Below are 19,705 nucleotides of genomic sequence, written 5' to 3' on the forward strand. Positions count from 1 at the left end.
AGAGTTCGATTTAGTCTGACAGCACTCTTGGAAAGTCCTCGTCACCCCCATAAGGTGGTGCAATCAAAAATGGACCTATGGGAGGACTAAACTATGAAATTTATCAAGACACTCGCGGCTGCCACACTGGTTATGGCCGCACCTGCCTTCGCGCAGGAACAGCTTTCAATCGCGACCGGTGGAACCGGCGGCGTTTATTACCCAATTGGCGGCGGCCTTGCGGAAATCATCAACAACCATGTCGACGGCTATGCCGCGACCGCCGAAGTTACAGGCGCATCCGTTGAGAACATGGGCCTGATTGCTACGGGCGATGCCGATGTCGCGCTTGCTTTGGCCGACACGGTACTACAGGGCTATACTGGAACAGGCCGCTTTGAGGGGCAACAGCTGCCCATGCTGCGCGCAGTTGGCGTTGCATACGCAAACATGGTGCAAATCGTGGCCCTGAAAGACAGCGGTATTACTTCGCTTCAGGACATGGTCGGTAAGCGCATTTCCATCGGCGCCCCCGGTTCCGGTACTGAGGTCAACGCCGAGCAAATTCTGACGGCAAACGGCATCTCTTATGACGATATTGATGAACAACGCCTAAACTTCAACGAAACCGCAGATGCGCTGGCCAATGGCGATATTGACGCTGGCTTCTGGTCGGTTGGTGCGCCAACCTCGTCAATTCTCAACCTTGCGACTACGAACGATATTGTTTTGATCGAACTTGGTGCCGAAGAATTGGCCGCAGCGGACGCCGCCAATCCGGTGTTTGCCGTGACCACGCTCAAGGGCGGAACCTATGTCGGCGTCGATGCGGATACGTCTGTGATTGGCGTGCCCAACGTCTTGGTCGTGTCTTCGGAAATGTCGGATGATCTTGCCTATCAGATCACCAGCGCCATGTTCGAAAACATCGCAGAGCTTCAAGCGGTTCACCCTGCAGCAAACCAGACAACCGTTGAGCTGGCTCTGTCGGCCTCGCCGATCCCACTCCACCCTGGTGCGATCCGCTATTTTGAGGAAATTGGTGCGACGGTTCCTGACGAATTGCGCCCATGATATCATGGTTCGGAGGGGGGCTTTGCGCTCTCCTCCTTTCGTTTAACGCTTTGGTCGCACAAGCCGATACTCTGACGGCGACCCAAGTGGACACCGGCGAATCGCTTGCCGTGTTTGATGCCCCAGACGGGGCAGGCTGGTGCGTGCTTTGGCATCATTCCGTGCAAGGGTTCGAGGTGTCGGATTGCTATGAAAATCGCGGGGGCCGCATGGTTTTGGTGCGCGCTCATCTGCCGGATTTCGCCGCTGGACTTGACCATATCCCCGGACGCGGCGTTCAAGTGTCGGACGGGCAGGGCGGTTACTGGATTGAAGATATCGACGAGGCCGTTCCCACAAACGCCTATATCCTACGTCCCGGTGCGGGATTTGTAGATCATCGAATTAACATGGACGGGACTGAAGTCTCGCTTTCGGCTGTTGCCCCGCGTGCGCGCGTTCGCATTGCCTTAATAAGGAACTAATCGACGATGACCACCGATCTTGCAGAACGCCCCCCAATGCCACAGCCAACTGTGGCGACCTCGCGCCTCTTGCTTCGTGCGATAGCCATCGTCGGCATCCTGCTCTCCCTGTTTCAGCTTTACGCCGCTGGGCTACAGCCCCTTGGTCTCTTTTTTCAGCGCCCGATCCATCTGGGATTTATTCTGGCACTTTGCTTTCTGATCTATCCGGTTTTCGGCCAAGATCGCGTGCGTGGCGTGCTTGGTTGGGTTATCGACGGCGCGCTCGTACTCTGTGCAGTTTTGGTCGGCGTTTGGTTGCCGATGAACATCGACATTATCGCCAATTCGATTTTTTCGCGCCCGATTGACATCACTGTCGGGGTCATCACGACGCTGGTTGTGCTTGAGGGCGCGCGTCGTGCTGTAGGCCTTGGCATGACAATTATCGGCGCGACCTTCATTGTGTATGCCTTTGCTGGCAACCGTGGCGAGTTACCGTTTCTCTCCGATTGGATGCCCGGTATTCTTAACCATCGGGGCTATACTCTGGACCGCTTGGCAAGCCAGCTGACCCTCGGAGCGGAGGGGATTTTCGGCCTACCATTGGGTGTGGCTGCCACGTTCATTTTCGTCTTCGTGCTTTTTGGCGCGTTCCTTGAGGTGACTGGCGCGGGCAAATTCTTCATTGATTTGGCCTATGCATCGACGGGGCGGCAACGGGGCGGGCCAGCCAAGGCTGCCGTGATTGCCTCTGCCGGCATGGGCTCGATTAGCGGATCGGCAATCGCCAATGTTGTGACCACGGGAGCCTTCACGATCCCATTGATGAAAAAACTGGGCTATCGGCCCGCGCAGGCTGGCGGTATCGAAGCCGCGGCCTCCACGGGTGGACAGATCATGCCGCCCCTTATGGGCGCGGGCGCGTTCCTGATGTCCGAATTCACGCAGGTTCCCTATGTCGATATCGTGCTGGTGTCGATTTTTCCCGCCTTCCTTTATTTTGGCGCGGTCTATCTGCTGGTCCATATCGCAGCGGTCAAACAGGGCATGAAGGGCCTGACAGCCGAAGAACTGCCGAGTGTGCGCAGGGTGATGGCTGACGGATGGCATTTCATGCTTCCGCTGGTGGCGTTGGTATGGTTGCTGGTGTCGGGTTATTCGCCGATGCGGGTAGGGTTTTACGCGATTATATCGGTGGTCGTAGCGGCTTCGGCCCGCGCGTTGTGGAGCTACGCAACCGACCGACCAACCATGGACGGCTTTGTTGCACTGTGTCGTCGTGGGCTGTCCTTAACGGCGCAAGCGATGGAATTGGGCGCGCGGAATGCGGTTGCTGTGTCGATGGCTTGCGCGGTGGCGGGGATCATTGTGGGCGTTGTCGGGCTGACCGGACTTGGGTTGAAATTTTCGTCGATGATGATCGCCTTTTCGGGTGGCAACATCGTTTTGGCGCTGATCCTCGTGCTCCTCGCAAGCTTAGTCCTCGGTATGGGTTTGCCGGTAACCGCAGCCTACATCGTGCTCATCATCCTCGTCGGCCCCGCACTAACATCGGAATTCGGCGTGCCGCTTCTGATCGCGCATCTGGTGGTTTTCTGGTATTCGCAAGACAGTAACGTCACGCCGCCGGTGGCGCTCGCGGCCTTTGCGGGGGCCGCGATTGCTGGCTCAAAACCGATGGAGACCAGTTTACAGTCGTGGAAATTTGCCAAGGGGCTGTACCTCATCCCGCTTTTCATGGTGTTCAACGAAAGCATCATCCTTGGCGGACCAATCCCATTGGTTCTTTGGAGCGGTTTTCTCGCGATTATTGCTCTCACCGCCTTTGCCGCCTGTCTTGAGGGGTATCTTTTCGCACCGATTGTTTTATGGCAACGGTTGCTAATCGTGCCGGGAGTTATTGCGGTCTTCTGGCCAGATTTGCGGGTCGAGATTGTGGGAGTTGCAATCTTGGTAACTATGCTGACGCTAAATTGGTCCCGAGGTCGCCGCGAATTTCCTGTAAATGGTTTGGCGTGATGCGTTTGCCGTCCTGTCGTGCAAGGCGCCCGTGGCTTATTTGATGCTCGTTTAGGGAGTCGCAAGCACCAGATTGGCTATGGTGATTGCGGCGGTTTTCTGATCATCGCTTTGGGTCATGTCGGTATTGACGTGAATGACCTTGTTGTCGGCAGTGAGAATCGACAATTGCCCACGCATTTCTGACCAAACGGCTTGGACACCCAAATCCGCAACCGGAACTGCGTCTTTGTAAACTGCGAGCACGCGATCAAAATCAGAGGCTCTCGCGGCGCGGGCCGCGATCACATAAAGCCTTTTGCCATCAGGCTTTGCCCCCAATTCAATACGCAGAGCGTCATCTGCGTCGGGCGCGCCCCAGATGTAGGTGCATGTGAACGTGCGGTTTCCATCGCACGCGGCCATTTTCAAACCGTCGTCAGGCGCGAACTCCAAAATGGTGCGCAACTGGTCTTCGGGTATCAACAGCAACAGCGGCTCGTCCGCAGGCGCGATCGTTCCCGTCAAAAGTAACGCGCAGATTGCGGAGGCAAGGAAAAAAGAGGGCTTCATATGTGGCCTTTCAAAGTGTGCGTGAGAAAAACACTGGATTTGGAAATATGTCGCGGAAGGTAAGGATTGCGCCTACAGCCCTTACCTAATCAAACATTGCTCCACGATTCTGGCCTTCACTGCTTCGGGCGTACTTTTGGAAAGATAAGTATAAACCATCTCAATCAAATAACTGGCGCCCAGTGGTTCCAATGCGCCGATACCTTCGGGCGATGCCAAGATCGCCGCTTTGGCCTCTTCCACGGGCAAGCCATCTTGGCTCATGATTAAGCCCCGCACAGCGAGGTCGCCTTGGGCGTTGCAATCTGCGGCAATGCTTTCTGCGGTCGGTTTTGCGGCCTCAAGGGCAAGTCGTTGGGCTTCCTCGTCCGCAAGCTGCTGCTGAATGGATTCCTCCATCTGCTGGGCAAAATTCTTTTTGACAGGCTGATCCTGCGCCGTCGCAATCTGGGGCGTCGTCAGGCCAATAACGGATGCTAAAAGAATATGTTTGATCATGATGTCTAAAAACTCCCGGAAAAGCGGGCTGTAAATTAGGGCTTTTCACGCAAATGGTTAACCAAATTAGTAACCTTGAGCGAGATTGCATAGTATCGCAAGTCCGCTCAAGGTTGCGGCTTTGCAATAGGTTTAGCGTTGGAGAGAAATCAGGCGCACACGACACAAACTGGCGGTTCTGATACAGGAAATTAATGCCACAGCATCGCTTGGTGCAGCTGGATCTTATATGGAGCGTTATGAAAAAGGCGGTCACATAAGAAAACTCTGACAGGCCCTCAACTAATTTTATTGACGGGGAACTGGACGGCGCGGCGGGTTGGATGAAGAAAAATGTGATCGAACTGACGGTTCCCAAAGCGACCAGTGACGTCAGAATTACTATTGAACCCCCGCGAAAGCCCACCGCAGTCTGATCAAATCTTGATGTTTTACGGTGGTGCAGATCGTCAAAATCTTTGGGCCAATGAATGTGTTGGCGACGGGGTCGGCTTGCCAAAAGACATTCTCGCCCGCGGCAAGGTGTTAATTTCCGATGGCTTAAGTTTAGTCGGTTCCATTCCTTAGATTTCCGTTGCGAAATCGCTAACGGCGGCAGTGGCATCACTTCAATATTCGGAATTTTAAGACGTAAGGCGAACAGGAAAAACTCTGGTCGTGGTCGTAACTTCTTACCAGTTATGAAAATTTGCCAAGCTATGTTCTTGCGGGGGCTAGTTATTTGGATAGGAAAACCACATGTTCATGCTATTTAGAACACATTGCCCCCCTTTTTTGACTTTTGCACTGGATTTGAAAATGAAGGTATTTCGCATCTTTCCGGCTCTATTTTTTTGGCATCTTCATGGGGGGCGCCTGTTTTGGCCGCGCCTGATGTGGCTTGCGGTTATGGCACTCCAGAGGCTTGGGCGAAGGTCGATGCGCTGTTTGTCGGAACGTGGAAAATTCAGCACCACGCGGGGTTCTATGTGGCGGGTCCTATGACGATGCCTTTCCCCGCGAGCGGCGACACCGACACGATGCAGATCGAAATGCTGCCTTCAGGGCAACTGGTTGGTACACATCCCGAAGCGCAAGCTCCTATACCGTTCCTCTGGGCAGATGAGCCAGCGTGGAGTTTTGAGAAACACGCAGCCGACGACGGGGCTCCGGCGCCCATGCTGACCTCGTCGGATGTTGAAACGCTGATGGGCTGCGGCGTCGAGAAACTGGCCCGCCTGATCGGCCACACGACAGTATCAATGGACGGCGTGGTCATGGAAATGACTTTACGCCTGATGGTGGTTGGCGTGGATCAGATGTACGGCATCTTTCACACGTCGGCGGTGGCCAGAGGCATGCCTGTGAAAAGCTGGCGTACGGTGACAATGATCCGCTAAAATCAGGCGACAGTTGCGAGAGCTTATAGACTCCAACCCAAGGCACAGGCCAAGCCAATTAAAACCGAAGGGTCGCCCTAAAAGATCTTCGGTGCTTCCGCCCTTTTTTGCAGTTAATCTGGTGTGGAAATTGAGGGGCTTCAACGCCGCGTTCTCCTAGGCGCAGACCTGTGTTTTTGCGCATTGCCCTTTACGTTCTCAATCGACGGGTACGACAGTTTTGTCCCTTCTATGGTGACGCTCACGGCTTCTGAAACGGGGTGGGCCGTGGGCTCTTTGGCAAAACTGTCTCTGCACGAGTATCGCGTTTGGTTCCGCCGAACCATTGGTCAAACAACAATAAGAACACGATGCCTACCAATCCTTGGCGAAGGGGGCGAGATTTCGCAAACCAGCGCCTATAAGCAACCGAACGCGCTCGAACCGAAGGTAATCCCCATTGCAACCGAGGGGCTATCGAGAAGGCAGTCGGCCTTGATCGGGGTGAATGGGCGCGCGCATCCTGATCTGTTCGACACGAATGGCGATACCGCTTTATCTTGCGCCACTGGAAGCAGGCATGCGCAATTGATCTGCCCATACGCCGATCTCTGAGGTACTTGCGGCGTTTTGACGGGCGGTGAGAAGACCGGTGACGGCTACATCGAAGAGGTACTCAGGGCGTTGGCGGCACAAGGGATCGCAACCCGCATTGATATTGTTGGCTTCACCTTCGACGGTTCCAAGTTCCGCTCGCGCCCAAAGGTTATATGTTGATTTTCGACGGCCACATAGAACCGCTGGTGATTAAAATTGCTTTGGGGGAGGATCAAGTTATTGATCTTGCGAAATGAAGGATTTGCAATACATCTACGCCTGCTAGAATACGACGTTGGCTGAATCGGCTTGGAAGGGCTGTACCTCATATGCGCGTATTTTATAGTGAAGATCACAGGCTCCATTTTCCGCAAGCGGAACTGTCGGGTGGGCAGTTTGTCACGCCGTTTGAGCGACCGTCGCGGCTTGAATACATCCTTAACCGTTTGAGAGAACGGCAGTTTTTAGATGTGGTTGCACCTGAAGCGGTCGATATGGCGCCGATTACCGCTTTACTCGATCCGGGTTATTTGACCTTCTTGGAAACGGCTTGGGATGAATGGAAAGCGGCGGGAATGGGAGGCGAGATTATTGCCGCGAACGTCCCTGCGCGGGGCATGCATATGGATCGCATTCCCGAAAATATCGACGGGAAAGTTGGGTACTATTGCCATGCTTCGGAAACCGCCATTACACAGGGGACGTGGAAAGCAGCCTTGTCGTCCGTGGCCTCCGCACAGGCCGCGCAACGTCATGTTGCGGCGGGGGCAAATGCCGCGTTTGCGCTTTGCCGCCCACCTGGGCACCATGCAACGGCCGACCAATACGGCGGTTTCTGTTTTATCAACAATGCGGCCGTTACGGCACAAATGTTTCGCGATTCAGGTGCGGGGCGGGTTGCCGTACTCGATATTGATTTTCACCACGGCAATGGTACGCAAGACATTTTTTACGAACGCGCAGACGTGTTATTCGCCTCGCTACATGGCGCGCCACAACAGACCTATCCCTATTTTATCGGCTATGCCGATGAAAAGGGGCGCGGCGAGGGCGAGGGATATAATTTCAACTACCCGATGCTATCTGGGACAGGCTATAGCCAATGGTCTGCGGCGCTTGATGAGGCGATTGCCAAGATCAGCGCATGGGGCGCGGAAGTACTTGTCGTGTCGCTGGGCGTGGATGCCTATAAGGATGACCCAATCAGCTTCTTTCGACTGGAGAGCGATGATTTCACCGATGCGGGCCGTCGCATTGGGCGGATGAAACTGCCTACCGTGTTTTGTATGGAGGGGGGGTATGCGGTTGAGATGGTCGGTTTGAATACAGTCAACGTACTCGAAGGATTTGCCGACGCTTGAAATCGCTTTTGCGTTTAGGGGGGGCGGGGCCCGAAACAGGCCCCGCCACATTTGCTTATTTGACCAGTTCGGTCCAAATAGCGGTATAAAGTTCAGTCGCGCTTTGTGGGCAGGTTGGCAGGAATTTCCCTGCGGAGACAAACTCTGCGGGCACAACGATTTCTGGTGCGGTTTTCATCTCTTCGGGCATGAACGGCGCAGACCCTGCGATCCCGTTGGCATAACGGGCAAAGGACGAGATCATTGCTGCGTTTTCGGGGATCATGACGAAATCGAGGAACTGATAGGCCTCGTCGACGTTTTTCGCATCCGCCAGCAAGCCAACCGAATCCATCCAAAGGGGGTAGCCTTCGACGGGGTATCCATAGGCCACGGTCGGGTTGTTCAGGCGCGCGCGCATTGTGGACCCGTTCCAGTTCACGGAAGCGGCGTAATCACCCGACGAAAGCTTGTCTGTGGTGCCATAATCCATCGACAACCATGACGGTTTTGCCGCCATCAATTTGTCACGAACCTTACGCAGCACGTCGAGATCTTCGGTGCAAGCTTCGCCGCCAACGTTAAAGATCGCAAGCGCCATAACGTCGCTCATTTCGGGAACCACGTTGACCTTGCCAATCAGTTCGGCAGGCGGGTCAAGGAAGATGTCAGAGGTGTTAATATCACCACTATAATCAGCCGTATTCACGGCAACAGCGGTGGTGCCCCAAAGCCATGGAACGGTGTGGGTCCGCCCCTCGTCCCAAGGTACATTTACCCATTCAGGCGCAACGTTGCCGATGTTGGAAAGGCGCGAGTGATCCAGCTCAGCCAATAGGCCCTTTTCAACAAAGATCGGAACGTAGTTGGCCGAAGGAACCACAAGGTCAAAACCAGAGCCGCCTGCTTCAACCTTGGCAAGGGCGGTCGTGTTGCTGTCATAATCGGTGATCGTAACGGTGATCCCTGTTTCAGCCGTGAATTTCTCGATCATTTCGGGGCTGGTATAGTTCCCCCAGTTGAAAAGGTTCAACTGGCCTTCGGCTTGCGCAGCAAGCGTGCCGCCGAGCAAAGCCGTGGTGGCGATAAGAAAAGATTTCATGTGATACTCCTTAAAATGGGAAGGCAGGGTCTAGCCCCGCTTCCGGGTGGCGAGAAAAAAGAGAGTTAGTACGAGCACACTGACCGCCAGCAAAGCGGTTGAGATCGCGTTGACTTCAGGTGTCAGCGCACGGCGCAATTGGCCCAGCATATAGGTGGGGAGCGTATCCTGTCCCGCTGATTTGACAAATTCGGTGATGATCACGTCGTCAAGGGAGATGATAAACGCGAGCATCGCCCCCGCGACCACACCGGGCATCAAAAGCGGGAGGGTCACATAGCGAAACGTCTGCCATGGTGAGGCATAAAGATCGGCAGCGGCGGTCTCCATTGCGGTGTCCATCCCTTCAAGTCGCGCCTTGATCGGCAAATAGGCAAAGGGCACACAGAAGGCCGAATGCGCGATGATAAGGTAGCCGAGGCCCGTATAGCCCGTAGCGATTTTGATCGACGAGAAGAAGATCAGAAGCGCAACAGCCGTAACAATCTCGGGCACCATCAAAGGTTGGTTGATGACGATATAGATGAAGGTTTGGCCCTTGAATTTCCCCCGTCGAGTGGTGCCAAGAGCCGCCATCGTCGCCACGGTTGTCGCAATAACGGACGCCCAAATTGCGATCACAAAGGAGCGCATCGCAGCACCTTGCACCGCTTCGTTCTGGGCCGCGATGGCGTACCATTTAAACGAAAACCCGCCCCATTGATTGACGGAATTGCCGCCATTGAACGAATAGAAAACCAGCGTGACGATTGGCGCATAGAGCAACACAAAAGACAGCAGCGCCAAGAAGGTAAAGCCGGGCAGCTTGGTCACGTCAAAAGATTTACGCTTACCCATGCGGGTCCTCCCGCGATGAAACGCGTGTATAGATTAACAGCGAGCCGAGAACGACAACTAATAGCACCGTCGAAAGCGCAGCTCCGAGTGGCCAGTTTTGCCCTTGTCCGAATTGCAGCTCAATGAAGTTCCCGATCATCATATTTTTGCCGCCACCCAAAACGCGCGGCGTTACATAAGCACCGAGGCTTGGGATGAAAACAAGAATACACCCCGCCACGATACCGGGGCGAATAATCGGCAAGATCACCCGCCGAAGAATTTGCAAACGCGAGGCATAGAGGTCGTAACCCGCTTCAATCAGCCGAAAATCAAACCGGTCGATCGCTGCAAACAGCGGCAACACCATCAAAGGAAGATAGACATAGGCCATCCCGATTAGCACAGCCGTGTCGGTATACAAAATCTGGATCGGCTCTGAAATCAGCCCGTAGTGGATGAGAAATGTGTTCAAAAGACCCTGATTGCGGATCACTTCCATGATCGCGAAGGTGCGGATTAACAGGTTTGTCCAGAAGGGGATTGTGATCAGAAACAGCCAAAATGCGCGGTATTTCGGCGGACGTGTCGCGATAAACCACGCAGTCGGCAGGCCGAGCACAAAGGCGATCACGGTCGTCGATAGCGAGAGTTTTACCGAACGCCAGATGATGGAAAGGTTGGCGTCCGCTAGGCTTACAGTGCCGTCAAAAATGTCCTTTTGAAACAGCACCCGAAACCAAGCATCCCCCGAGAAAACCCAGCGCACACCAGAGTAGTCGCCCTTTTCCAGAAACGAATAGGTCACGACAATCAGCAATGGCCCACTTGCTGCGACGAGCAGTAACAACAGCGCGGGCATGGACAAAAGCCAGCCATTGCTCCCCTTACTACGCCCTTTGCCAAGGGCGCTCATGCTTCTAAAACCTGCACCGTTTCGGCGTCGATATTGACCCCTACGGCATCGCCGATTTTTAGGGGTGCACCGGCGTTGCTTTGCACCCGCGCCACAAGGCGACCCTCATCGCTCAGCGCCAATGTGTAATGCGTGTCGGTTCCCAGATAGGTCGCGTCGACAACCTTGGCGGGAATGCCCGTAGCGGCGTCCCCAATCCCGATTTGCTCAGGCCGGATCGCGAGGGTTACCGCGCCAGTTTGCCCCGTCAGCGGCACAGCAAGGACTTCCCCCGATCCAATCCGAACCCCACCGGCCTCAACATTACCAGGGAGGAAATTCGTCTCGCCGATGAAGTCCGCGACAAAGCGGTTTACGGGACGGTTGTAGATATCATGCGGTGTTCCGACCTGCAAAAGCTGTCCCGCCGACATGACCGCGATCCGGTTCGACATCGTAAGCGCTTCCTCCTGATCGTGGGTCACAAATACGAAGGTGATCCCAGTCTCTGTCTGAAGGCGTTTCAACTCGCTTTGCATTTCTTTGCGTAGCTTAAGGTCAAGGGCCGAGAGCGGCTCGTCGAGCAAGAGCACCTCCGGTTCAGGAGCAAGCGCGCGCGCCAAAGCAACGCGCTGTTGCTGGCCGCCCGATAATTGTTGGGGCATCCGGTCGGCGAAGGCTTCAAGCTTGACCAAGGCCAATACCCGTGCGGTAGCCTTGGCCACCTCATCGCGTGACTTGCCCAACATTTTAAGTCCGAAACCCACGTTGTCCGCGACAGAAAGATGCGGAAACAGGGCGTAGGATTGAAACACGGTATTCACGGGGCGCGCATTAGGCGGGGTGAAGGTGATGTCACGACCCGAAAGTAGAATTGCGCCAGACGTCGGCGTCTCAAACCCTGCGATGCAGCGCAACAACGTCGTTTTCCCGCAACCAGAGGGACCAAGTAGCGTGAAAAACTCGCCCTTTTCGATACTGATTGACACGTCGCCAAGGGCTGTTACCGCCGCAGAACCAGAGCCGTATATCTTCCCAACATTCCGTGCGACGACGGCAAATTCTTCATTCAAGATACAATCCCCCTAGGGTAGATGTGCGACGCGTTCAAAATTTAGTCAAGGTTTTCCGCACCATACGGGTGGTTTTCGCATGGCCCAAGGTTGCGCCTGCTCGCATTCTGCACAAAGGGCGATCAAGGTGGCATCCTCGCCAAAGGGGGCCGCAAGGTGGATGCCAATTGGCAAACCCTCATCGTTCCAATGCAAAGGGACAGATGCCGCCGGTTGTCCACTGGCGTTGAACGCGGCACAAAATGGCGAATAGGAAAACACCCCTCCTTCGCCGATGCGATAGGCCTCATAGTCGTCGCGCTCATGGGTGAACCGTCCGACCTTTGCGGGGGGCTCGGCAAGGGTCGCCGACAACAGGATGTCGTAATCTTCAAATGCGGCGGCCATCTGTCGGCCATAGCTGTGGATATCCCCCACGGCCTTCAGATAATCAGCGCCGCTGATGTCTTGCGCGTAGCGGATGGCGCTTTTGGAGACCCCTTGCAAGTCTTTCTGACGTTCCCGCAAGCCCCGTGCCGAAAGGGCCGTGCCACAGGCCACGATTTTGGTCCAAGCCCGCATCATCCCGTTATGGTCGGCCTTTGGGCACGCAGGCACCACGGTATGTCCAAGCGATTCCAAAAGCTTGGCCGCAGCCGTCACCGCCGCCTTGCAGTCGGGATGGATTGCTGCGCCTGTAAATGTTGTGTCACAGATACCAATGCGCAGGCGGCGCGGCGGACGTGCGATTGCTGCGGAATAGCTCATCTCCATCGCGGGCGCAGCATAGGGCGCCCCCGCGTCAGGGCCAGCACAGGCATCCATCATCGTGGCGTTGTCGCGCACGGAACGTGACAAAAATCCATCAATTGCCATGCCTGCCCATCCTTCACCAGCAGCAGGTCCATCGGGAAACCGAGCGCGGGTTGCCTTGAAGCCAAATAATCCAGAACTTGAGGCCGGAATACGCACTGAGCCTCCCCCGTCAGACCCATGCGCCAAGGGGACGATGCCCGCAGCAACCGCCGCCCCCGCACCACCTGATGATCCCCCCGAGGTGCGCGAAACATCCCACGGATTTCGAGTTGGGCCACCGTAAACGGCGGCTTCGGTGACGGGGCCAATGCCTCCCTCTGGTGACGTTGTTCGCCCAAAGGTCACAACCCCAGTGGCGCGCATGCGGCGATAGATTTCGGCGTCGTACGTAAAGCGCGTATCGCTCAATGGGATTGACCCGTTGTGGGACGGGAAATCAACCGACTCTGCGCCCAAGTCTTTGATTAGAAACGGCACGCCTTTGAAGGGACCGTCAGGAAGCCCTTCGCGAATTGCGTGCCGCGCAACGTCTTCTTGCACGAGAACCACAGCATTCAGCGCCGGATTTACAGCCTTTACCCGCGCGAGAGCGTCGTCCAAAAGTTCACTTGGTGATGCCGCACCAGACGCGATTAATTGCGCCATGGAGGTTGCGTCGTCTGAGCTGTTTATTGTCATGGAAAAGGGGCTTTCAGCTGCGTGTGAAAAGTATTCTTTAGGAGGAAATCACCCCCTGTAAATGCCAAAACATTCAATCTGCATGGGCGTGATTATATTTAGGGCGGGTTGGGAATTGGGGCTATGTATTTAGGCTATCTTTTGATCTCAGGTCTCCACTTTCGTTAGGGAATTCTGAGGGTATACTTTACGCCTGCGGTGGGGATGAAAAGGCGATTTCGAATTTACCTACCGCCATCGTTAAGGCCACTTGGCCAATGGTCGAAAGTGGCCTGCATGCGCGTCGGGTTTGCTTGCAGAGAGGTGAAAAGTTCAAACGCCCGAACAGCCTGAAAAAGCGCCATCCCCGCACCAGAAAGAACACGACATCCTTTGGCGCGGGCCGCCGCGAGCAGTTCGGTTTCTAACGGAAAATAAACAACATCCGCGACCCAGTGATGCGCTTGAATGCATTCTGTTGGCAACGGCAGTCCGGGAAGTTTTTCCATCCCGACGGGGGAGGCGTTCACAATCCCGTTCGCAAGATGCGCGGCATCTGGAAGGTCAGTCACCGCGCAAGCTCGATCGGCTCCGAAACGGTGATTGAGTGCGTGTGCCAGCCGCTCTGCTGCATCGGTATTGGTGTCGCAGATCAGCAGTTGCCCGATGTTTTCCATGACCAATGCTTTCGCCACCGCGCTCCCTGCGCCGCCCGCACCAATGAGGAGGACTTTGTCGCGAATTGTGTTGGCCATGCCGCGACGAAAACTTTCGCCAAACCCCCACGAGTCTGTGTTGTGTCCGTGCCGTTCACCATCGCGAAAAACGATGGTGTTGGCAGCGCCAATTGCCCGCACACTTACGGACAAAACATCCAGATGAGGAAGGACGCTTTGTTTGTAAGGGAAGGTGACGTTTATCCCGTTAAAACCGGCCGCTTGGATTTTGTCGAGGACCTCATTCAGGGGTGGTTCGTCGGTGCGACCCGCAAAATCCAACAAACGGTAGTCAATATCTATACCCTGCGCTTGCCCCTCGTTTATGTGCATGCGGGGCGTGCGGGAGGATGAAACCCCATGTCCGAGCAAGCCCAGAAGCATTGCTCCCTCGGTCGCTTTCTTTTCGATATTTGGTATCCATTTGCTCACCGCAATTACGCCTCCTTTCAACCTGCGTACCCCATCATGCGGGGCAGGGTTAGGACCAAGCCCGGCCACAAAACCATGCAGAGTAAAGCCAGCAGAAGCACGCCCAAAAACGGCCAAACCTCGCTGATGATTTCCGAAAGGGGGATTTGAGTGACGGCGGTTATGACAAAAAGCAGGATGCCGTAGGGCGGGGTGATTAAACCGATCATGCAATTTACCACTGCGACCACGCCAAAATGCACGAGATCAATTCCCAACTCGCGGCAGGTCGGAATGAACAGCGGGATAATCACCAAGATGATTGTGGTGGCGTCGAGCAAACAGCCCAGCAGGAGTAATAGAAGGTTGACGCTTAGGAGGAACACGAGGGGGTCGACATCAAGACCAACCAGATGTTGTGCGAGGACGCTCGGGATATTTTCCGAGGCAACAACATAGTTGAGAATAAGCGCGCCGCCGATCACCAGCCCCACCGCCGCAGACGAACGCGCGCTTTCGACGAGGATGTGATAGAGCGCCCTAAAGCTTAGCGCCCGATAGAACAGAGCCGCCAGCAACAGCGCATAAAACGCGGCAACGGCTGCGGCTTCTGTTGGGGTCGTGACACCGCCATATATTCCATAAAGCAGGATGGCGGGCATCAATAACGCGGGGAACGCATTCGCCGTGCGGCGTGGCAATTCACGAAAAGGAACGGGTTCCTCCAAGGCAAATCCGCGCCGTTTGGAAAGCCACCAATTCATCGCCATCAACACGCCGCCCATGAACAATCCGGGCACAATGCCACCTAGAAATAGGTAGCCAATGGATGTGTTTGAGACGAGCGCATAGAGGACCATCGGGATTGACGGTGGAATGATAGGCCCAATCGTGGCAGATGCGGCGGTGATTGCTGCTGCGTAGCCACGCGTATAGTGGCCGCTTTTGGTCATCATTTCGATGATGATTTTGCCGATCCCCGCCGCATCTGCGATGGCCGATCCGGACATTCCCGAAAAGATCAGGGAGGCAACGACATTAACATGCCCCAAACCACCGCGAAAACGCCCAACAAGAGCCACACAGAAGCTTAGCAGTCGGTCGCTGATGGTGCCTGCATTCATGATGTTGGCCGCGACAATGAAAAGGGGGACCGCCAGTAAGATAAAACTTTGATAAAGCCCATCCATAAGCACTTTGCCCGCAATCCCAACGCCAGCACCGCTCGCGAAAAGGTAAACGAAAACCGCGAGGAGAATGGCATAGGCAATCGGTGCGCCGATCCCTGCCAAAACCATCAGCGTTGTGATGCACAGAAAGAATTCAAACGTCATGCGTCTTTTTGCTCCGTGTTGGAATTTTCCGGCTCTTCAACGCCAAACCTGATGGCGCGATATGCAGCCCAGCCATAACGGAGGGAGACAACAACAAGGAAGATTATGTAAATCGAATAGAGGTCGCGCATACGGACCCAATCGCCCAAAAGGCTACTGAGAGTGGCCGTTTTCTTGAGGCGAAGGATGTAGAATTTTGCCCATGTCGGCTCAATCGCGAGGAACAAACCCACACAGATTGCACAGCTGGTGATGATGATGAATTTTCGCCGCAAAGAGGGGCGCACGTAGTTTAGGAGGATATCAAAAACGACGTGATCGCGCGGACGAACTACAAATGCATTGCCCCAGAAGACAAGCCACACCCACAGCAGGAGGCAGAATTCGAGCGTCCAGCCAAAGTTGGACGGCTCAAAGATCGGATGAATATCAGGCAACCAGGCCAGCCGCGCCGAATACCGCACAGCGATCTGTAAAATGAACGTTAGAAACATGGTCGCCATCATGATTGCGGCAACAGCTTCGGCAAAACGTGTGAATTTAGACAGGATTTTAGTCATCGGAATGCGTTCAGATACATCGGGTGCCTATTCCTGTTTTTGTTTATATTTAGCGGCAGTAGGAGAGGCGCGATGCACGCCTCTCTCTTTGTTTGGAAACGTCAGAACCTAGTTTCCGAGTGCATTGATCTGTTCAAGCACGCCTTCTGGCCAAGATGCCGCGAACTCAGACCCAACATATTGCTGCTGAACATGGGTGCGGAAGGCTGCAAGATCAGGCTCATAGATTTCTAGGCCTTTTTCTTCGAGGAAAGACACAAGATCAACTTCTTTTTGCAATTGGTTCTCGCGACCACTCGACGCTGCGGCATCCGCAGCGGCTTGCACGGTGACTTGTTGCTCTGGCGTTAATGCGTCCCATGTCGCCTTGGAAAGCGCGATGTAGTTCAAATCAACCAAGTGAGATGTTAGAACAATCTGGTTTGTTACCTCATAAAACTTGGCATCGACCACGGTAGGAAGGGGGTTGTCTTGACCGTCAACCGAGCCTGTTTGCAGGGCGGTATAAACTTCGGTGAAGGACATTGGAGTGGGGTTTGCACCCAGAGCTTTGCCAAGGAACTGCCATGCATCCGTGCCTGGCATCCGCAGATTGATACCCGCAAGATCGGCAGGCGTCATAACCGTCAACTCGTCTTTTGTCTGTCTTAGGTTCACGTGCCGACGTCCAAGATACATGACGGCTAGCAATTTTACGCCCAGCTCTTCTTCAACTTTAGCCTTGAACGGATCCATCAGTGGATCGCTGAACACGCGCACTTGGTGCTCGGCGTCTTGATGGACATACCCGGTGGCAAAAATCGAAAACTCAGGAAAGAATTGCGCCAACTCTTGTGCCGATGCAATCGACATTTCCAGATCACCAGAGGCAATCGCTTCCAACTCTGAACCCTGCGCAATCAAGGACGCGTTGTAGTGCGGCTCGTAAGTTGCGAACTCTGCGATCGCAGGCGCAAAAACTTCGGCAAGGGCAACTGACCTCTGATCGGTATCAGACGCAGGCGAGGACATCCGCAAAGTAATTGTGTCGGCAGCAAAGGTGGGGCCTGCAATTGCGGCCATTGTAATCGCAATAACTGCGCGGCGGGTAAAGTTCATCATTTTTGGTCTCCTCCAAAATTAGTGACGCGGCGCATGTCCGCGATTCGATCCCCAACCCTTTGGGTGGGGAATTTGGCCAAGGGGTTTAAACTGACTTTGTTAAACTTAGCTTGGTTTCAGTTTTAATGCTAAAAAGTGTTTTCCTCCAAACACTTAATTCAATCTCGCAACGCAAACCCTTCGGGTGTCTTGTTGCGACTACTCCCTTTCCCCCCTCCGGTCGTAACGCGATTTCATCCAAACTGTGGCAACTCAACCGTTCGGTGTCAAGGTAACATGTTACGCGGCGTTTAACTTTTTGCACTGGATGGAAACCGTGGGGCAGGAGGTAAGCCTTATGCCCGTAACTATTCACTGAGAGATGGGGACGTATGGTGCGCGTTTCTTCAACGAGCCTCCTATTTCATTTCGAGGTTTTAGCTCGGCGGCAAATGCACGTTGACATCCGCAAATAAAGCAAATTAACATGTTAGTCGAAAACAGGAGGGAAACGCATGAAAAAAACTAGGATCTTTGGCCTTTCGGCAGCATTGGTAACGCCATTCGGGCCAACGGGCGATCCTGATTTGACCCGTGTGGTCAGTCACGCAAAATTCGTCATCTCCGGCGGGTGTGACAGCGTTACTCTCTTCGGTACGACGGGCGAGGGATTTGGCCTTAGTTCGCACGAGCGGCGGGATATTTTAAAAGCGGTTTCAGGCGCTCTATCCAAAGAAACACCGATTGGCGTGGGCATTCTGACCTGCGATATCGCGACCGCAGCCGAACAAGCGCTTTCTGCCTATGCAGGCGGTGCGTCGCGGTTGTTGATGGCGCCGCCGTTTTTCATGAAGAACATGGGGGATGATGGACTTTTTGCGTGGTACAGCGCCGTTTTCGATCGGATCGGCGATGCCCTTAAAAACGTAATTCTTTATCACATCCCAAGCCAAACAGCGGTGCCGATTTCCGTTGAGTTGGTTTCTAGATTGCGCGCCGCATATCCCGGTGTGATCACAGGCATTAAGGATAGTTCCGGCGATTGGGACACCACCCAAAAATACCTTGCGGCACATGGCGATATATCCATCTTGGTGGGCGACGAACGCCAATTGCCAAAAGCCATGGCAAATGGCGCAGAAGGCTCGATTTGCGGGGTTTCGAATTTCCTTCCCGGACTTTTGCGAAAAATTATCCATGAGGGGGCTGATGCGCGGCTTTTGTCCGGAATCGTTGATATGGTGGTTGCGGGCCCTGTAACGCCTTCGGTCAAAGTTCTGACGGCGCATGTCTCCGGTGACCCTGATTTCATCCGCGTCCGGCCGCCCCTGTCGCAATTGCCCGAAGCGGCCCAGAAGGCGCTCATCCAAGGGTATGAAGCGGCCATGGCAAAGGGATGACGCGCCGCTCGCTTACCATAAACGCTCTCCATGCTAATCAGGTTTTCGCTAGACGTGCGGCCACATGAACTAAAGTGCTTGTGGAAAAACCTTGATGGGTGGGGGCGCCTTCTTTTGCGGGCGATGATTGGGCCTCCCGCGTGCGTCATTTTAAAACGCTGGTTTCGAATGGGGACGCCGAAGGTCACTTGAGGGGAAAATTGGCTTTCCGACGGATGATCCGTGTGACATGTTAATCTGAAGTTAGGTCGCAAGGGCGTCAAAAGTCACTTAATCGTTCTTACTGGAGGTGCCAAATGAAAACTTCGAAACCGATCCCAAAGCCCGACGAAGGTAAAACCAACAGTTTGCGCGAGCAAGCCTATGGCAGTTTCACAGAGCATCTTTTGGCGCGCTCCCTTCGGCCGGGTCAATTTGTATCACAACGAGAGTTAGTCGAGTTGACGGGGCTTGGTCTTGGTGCCATTCGCGAATTGGTCCCGAGGCTTGAATCTGAAGGATTGATCAAGACTGTTCCCAAACGCGGGATGCAGATAGCGCACGTCGATCTCAACCTGATCCGCGATGCGTTCGAGTTTAGGCTTTTCATCGAGGTAGAAGCCGCATCCCTATTCACTCAAAATGCATCGAATAGCGATGTCGCGCGTCTCTATGAGGAACATGTTGCAATTGTTCAGGAATGTGAGGACGCCGCGGCTACAGGAGGCATTCAACCCGTACTCGTTGCGCGGGCGCAATCCATTGATTGGGGCTTCCACGCGACGATTGTTGATGCGCTTGGCAATCGGATAATCAACGACGCTTATCGCGTGAATATGATTAAAATCCGATTGATTAAGCAAGAACAGACGCAATTAAACCTCGCGGTGATTGTTCCGACAATGCTTGAACACATCAAAATCATTGAGGCTTTCAAGGTGCGCGACGCTGCCAAAGCCAGTCAAGCCATGCGGGAACACATTACAAGTGCGAGAAATCGCGCCTTAGAACAACGCTAATTGTT

The 19,705-nt window shown here is 54.3% G+C and carries 19 protein-coding genes; 8 read left to right on the forward strand and 11 right to left on the reverse strand.

The genetic code is table 11. The annotated features are described in order from the left end of the window. Nucleotides 1–93 precede the first annotated feature (93 nt). Genes AB9F27_RS00500 through AB9F27_RS00510 form a run of 3 tightly spaced genes read left to right on the forward strand, consistent with a single transcriptional unit; the run spans nt 94 to nt 3,518 of the window. Nucleotides 94–1,053 (forward strand): TAXI family TRAP transporter solute-binding subunit, encoded by a 960-nt coding sequence (locus tag AB9F27_RS00500; protein ID WP_335583634.1) that lies wholly within the window; start codon nt 94–96, stop codon nt 1,051–1,053. Further along, nucleotides 1,050–1,517: a DUF1850 domain-containing protein gene (locus tag AB9F27_RS00505; protein WP_335583633.1), complete on the forward strand. Its 468-nt coding sequence runs from the start codon at nt 1,050–1,052 to the stop codon at nt 1,515–1,517. The genes AB9F27_RS00500 and AB9F27_RS00505 overlap by 4 nt, the downstream gene beginning before the upstream one ends. A 6-nt stretch (nt 1,518–1,523) precedes the next feature. Further along, nucleotides 1,524–3,518 carry a TRAP transporter permease gene (locus AB9F27_RS00510; protein ID WP_335583632.1) on the forward strand — a complete coding sequence of 665 codons (1,995 nt, stop codon included), beginning with the start codon at nt 1,524–1,526 and terminating at the stop codon, nt 3,516–3,518. 51 nt (nt 3,519–3,569) lie between these two features. Here AB9F27_RS00510 and AB9F27_RS00515 read toward each other — a convergent pair whose 3' ends face one another. Both AB9F27_RS00515 and AB9F27_RS00520 read right to left on the reverse strand, forming a co-directional pair. Continuing rightward, the gene (locus AB9F27_RS00515) at nt 3,570–4,070 is read right to left on the reverse strand and encodes a hypothetical protein (protein ID WP_335583631.1); all 501 of its coding nucleotides are present in this window, start codon (nt 4,068–4,070) and stop codon (nt 3,570–3,572) included. A gap of 81 nt (nt 4,071–4,151) precedes the next feature. Next, entirely contained in the window at nt 4,152–4,568 is a 417-nt protein-coding gene (locus AB9F27_RS00520) for a hypothetical protein (RefSeq protein ID WP_335583630.1), read from the reverse strand. An 860-nt stretch (nt 4,569–5,428) separates the two neighbouring features. Between AB9F27_RS00520 and AB9F27_RS00525 the strand changes: the two genes are divergently transcribed. The 3 genes from AB9F27_RS00525 (at nt 5,429) to AB9F27_RS00535 (ending at nt 7,884) form a co-directional block, all read left to right on the forward strand. Next, nucleotides 5,429–5,947 (forward strand): hypothetical protein, encoded by a 519-nt coding sequence (locus AB9F27_RS00525; protein ID WP_335583629.1) that lies wholly within the window; start codon nt 5,429–5,431, stop codon nt 5,945–5,947. A gap of 123 nt (nt 5,948–6,070) precedes the next feature. Beyond that, complete coding sequence (locus tag AB9F27_RS00530; protein ID WP_335583628.1) at nt 6,071–6,541, forward strand: hypothetical protein; 471 nt, start codon at nt 6,071–6,073, stop codon at nt 6,539–6,541. Between the two features lie 311 nt (nt 6,542–6,852). Next, nucleotides 6,853–7,884, forward strand: coding sequence for a histone deacetylase family protein (locus AB9F27_RS00535; protein ID WP_335583627.1), 1,032 nt, complete (start codon nt 6,853–6,855; stop codon nt 7,882–7,884). Between the two features lie 55 nt (nt 7,885–7,939). Here AB9F27_RS00535 and AB9F27_RS00540 read toward each other — a convergent pair whose 3' ends face one another. The 9 genes from AB9F27_RS00540 to dctP all read right to left on the reverse strand — a co-directional run bounded on the left by AB9F27_RS00540 (nt 7,940) and on the right by dctP (nt 17,323). Beyond that, a complete protein-coding gene (locus AB9F27_RS00540) occupies nt 7,940–8,965 on the reverse strand; it encodes an extracellular solute-binding protein (protein ID WP_335583626.1) in 1,026 nt (341 codons plus the stop codon). A gap of 30 nt (nt 8,966–8,995) precedes the next feature. Then, a complete protein-coding gene (locus AB9F27_RS00545; RefSeq protein ID WP_335583625.1) occupies nt 8,996–9,802 on the reverse strand; it encodes an ABC transporter permease in 807 nt (268 codons plus the stop codon). Further along, a complete protein-coding gene (locus AB9F27_RS00550) occupies nt 9,795–10,697 on the reverse strand; it encodes an ABC transporter permease (RefSeq protein WP_335583624.1) in 903 nt (300 codons plus the stop codon). Before AB9F27_RS00550 ends, AB9F27_RS00545 begins: the two co-directional genes overlap by 8 nt. Continuing rightward, a complete protein-coding gene (locus AB9F27_RS00555; RefSeq protein WP_335583623.1) occupies nt 10,694–11,749 on the reverse strand; it encodes an ABC transporter ATP-binding protein in 1,056 nt (351 codons plus the stop codon). The genes AB9F27_RS00550 and AB9F27_RS00555 overlap by 4 nt, the downstream gene beginning before the upstream one ends. Nucleotides 11,750–11,794: 45 nt before the next feature. Continuing rightward, entirely contained in the window at nt 11,795–13,222 is a 1,428-nt protein-coding gene (locus AB9F27_RS00560; RefSeq protein WP_335583622.1) for an amidase, read from the reverse strand. Between the two features lie 224 nt (nt 13,223–13,446). Continuing rightward, a complete protein-coding gene (locus AB9F27_RS00565; RefSeq protein WP_335583621.1) occupies nt 13,447–14,349 on the reverse strand; it encodes a shikimate dehydrogenase in 903 nt (300 codons plus the stop codon). Nucleotides 14,350–14,366: 17 nt separating this feature from the next. Next, nucleotides 14,367–15,662, reverse strand: a complete 1,296-nt coding sequence (locus tag AB9F27_RS00570; RefSeq protein ID WP_039003854.1) for a TRAP transporter large permease — start codon at nt 15,660–15,662, stop codon at nt 14,367–14,369. Beyond that, nucleotides 15,659–16,222 carry a TRAP transporter small permease gene (locus AB9F27_RS00575; protein WP_039003853.1) on the reverse strand — a complete coding sequence of 188 codons (564 nt, stop codon included), beginning with the start codon at nt 16,220–16,222 and terminating at the stop codon, nt 15,659–15,661. Before AB9F27_RS00575 ends, AB9F27_RS00570 begins: the two co-directional genes overlap by 4 nt. A 108-nt stretch (nt 16,223–16,330) precedes the next feature. Further along, nucleotides 16,331–17,323 (reverse strand): TRAP transporter substrate-binding protein DctP, encoded by a 993-nt coding sequence (gene dctP, locus AB9F27_RS00580; RefSeq protein ID WP_369757448.1) that lies wholly within the window; start codon nt 17,321–17,323, stop codon nt 16,331–16,333. Between the two features lie 494 nt (nt 17,324–17,817). On the opposite strand from dctP, the gene AB9F27_RS00585 reads away from it, so the two are divergent. Both AB9F27_RS00585 and AB9F27_RS00590 read left to right on the forward strand, forming a co-directional pair. Beyond that, nucleotides 17,818–18,702 carry a dihydrodipicolinate synthase family protein gene (locus AB9F27_RS00585; protein WP_335583620.1) on the forward strand — a complete coding sequence of 295 codons (885 nt, stop codon included), beginning with the start codon at nt 17,818–17,820 and terminating at the stop codon, nt 18,700–18,702. Nucleotides 18,703–18,998: 296 nt separating this feature from the next. Next, nucleotides 18,999–19,700 (forward strand): GntR family transcriptional regulator, encoded by a 702-nt coding sequence (locus AB9F27_RS00590; protein ID WP_335583619.1) that lies wholly within the window; start codon nt 18,999–19,001, stop codon nt 19,698–19,700. Nucleotides 19,701–19,705 lie beyond the last annotated feature (5 nt).

This window comes from Falsihalocynthiibacter sp. CO-5D18, assembly GCF_041205445.1.
Classification (GTDB): Bacteria; Pseudomonadota; Alphaproteobacteria; order Rhodobacterales; family Rhodobacteraceae; genus Falsihalocynthiibacter; species Falsihalocynthiibacter arcticus.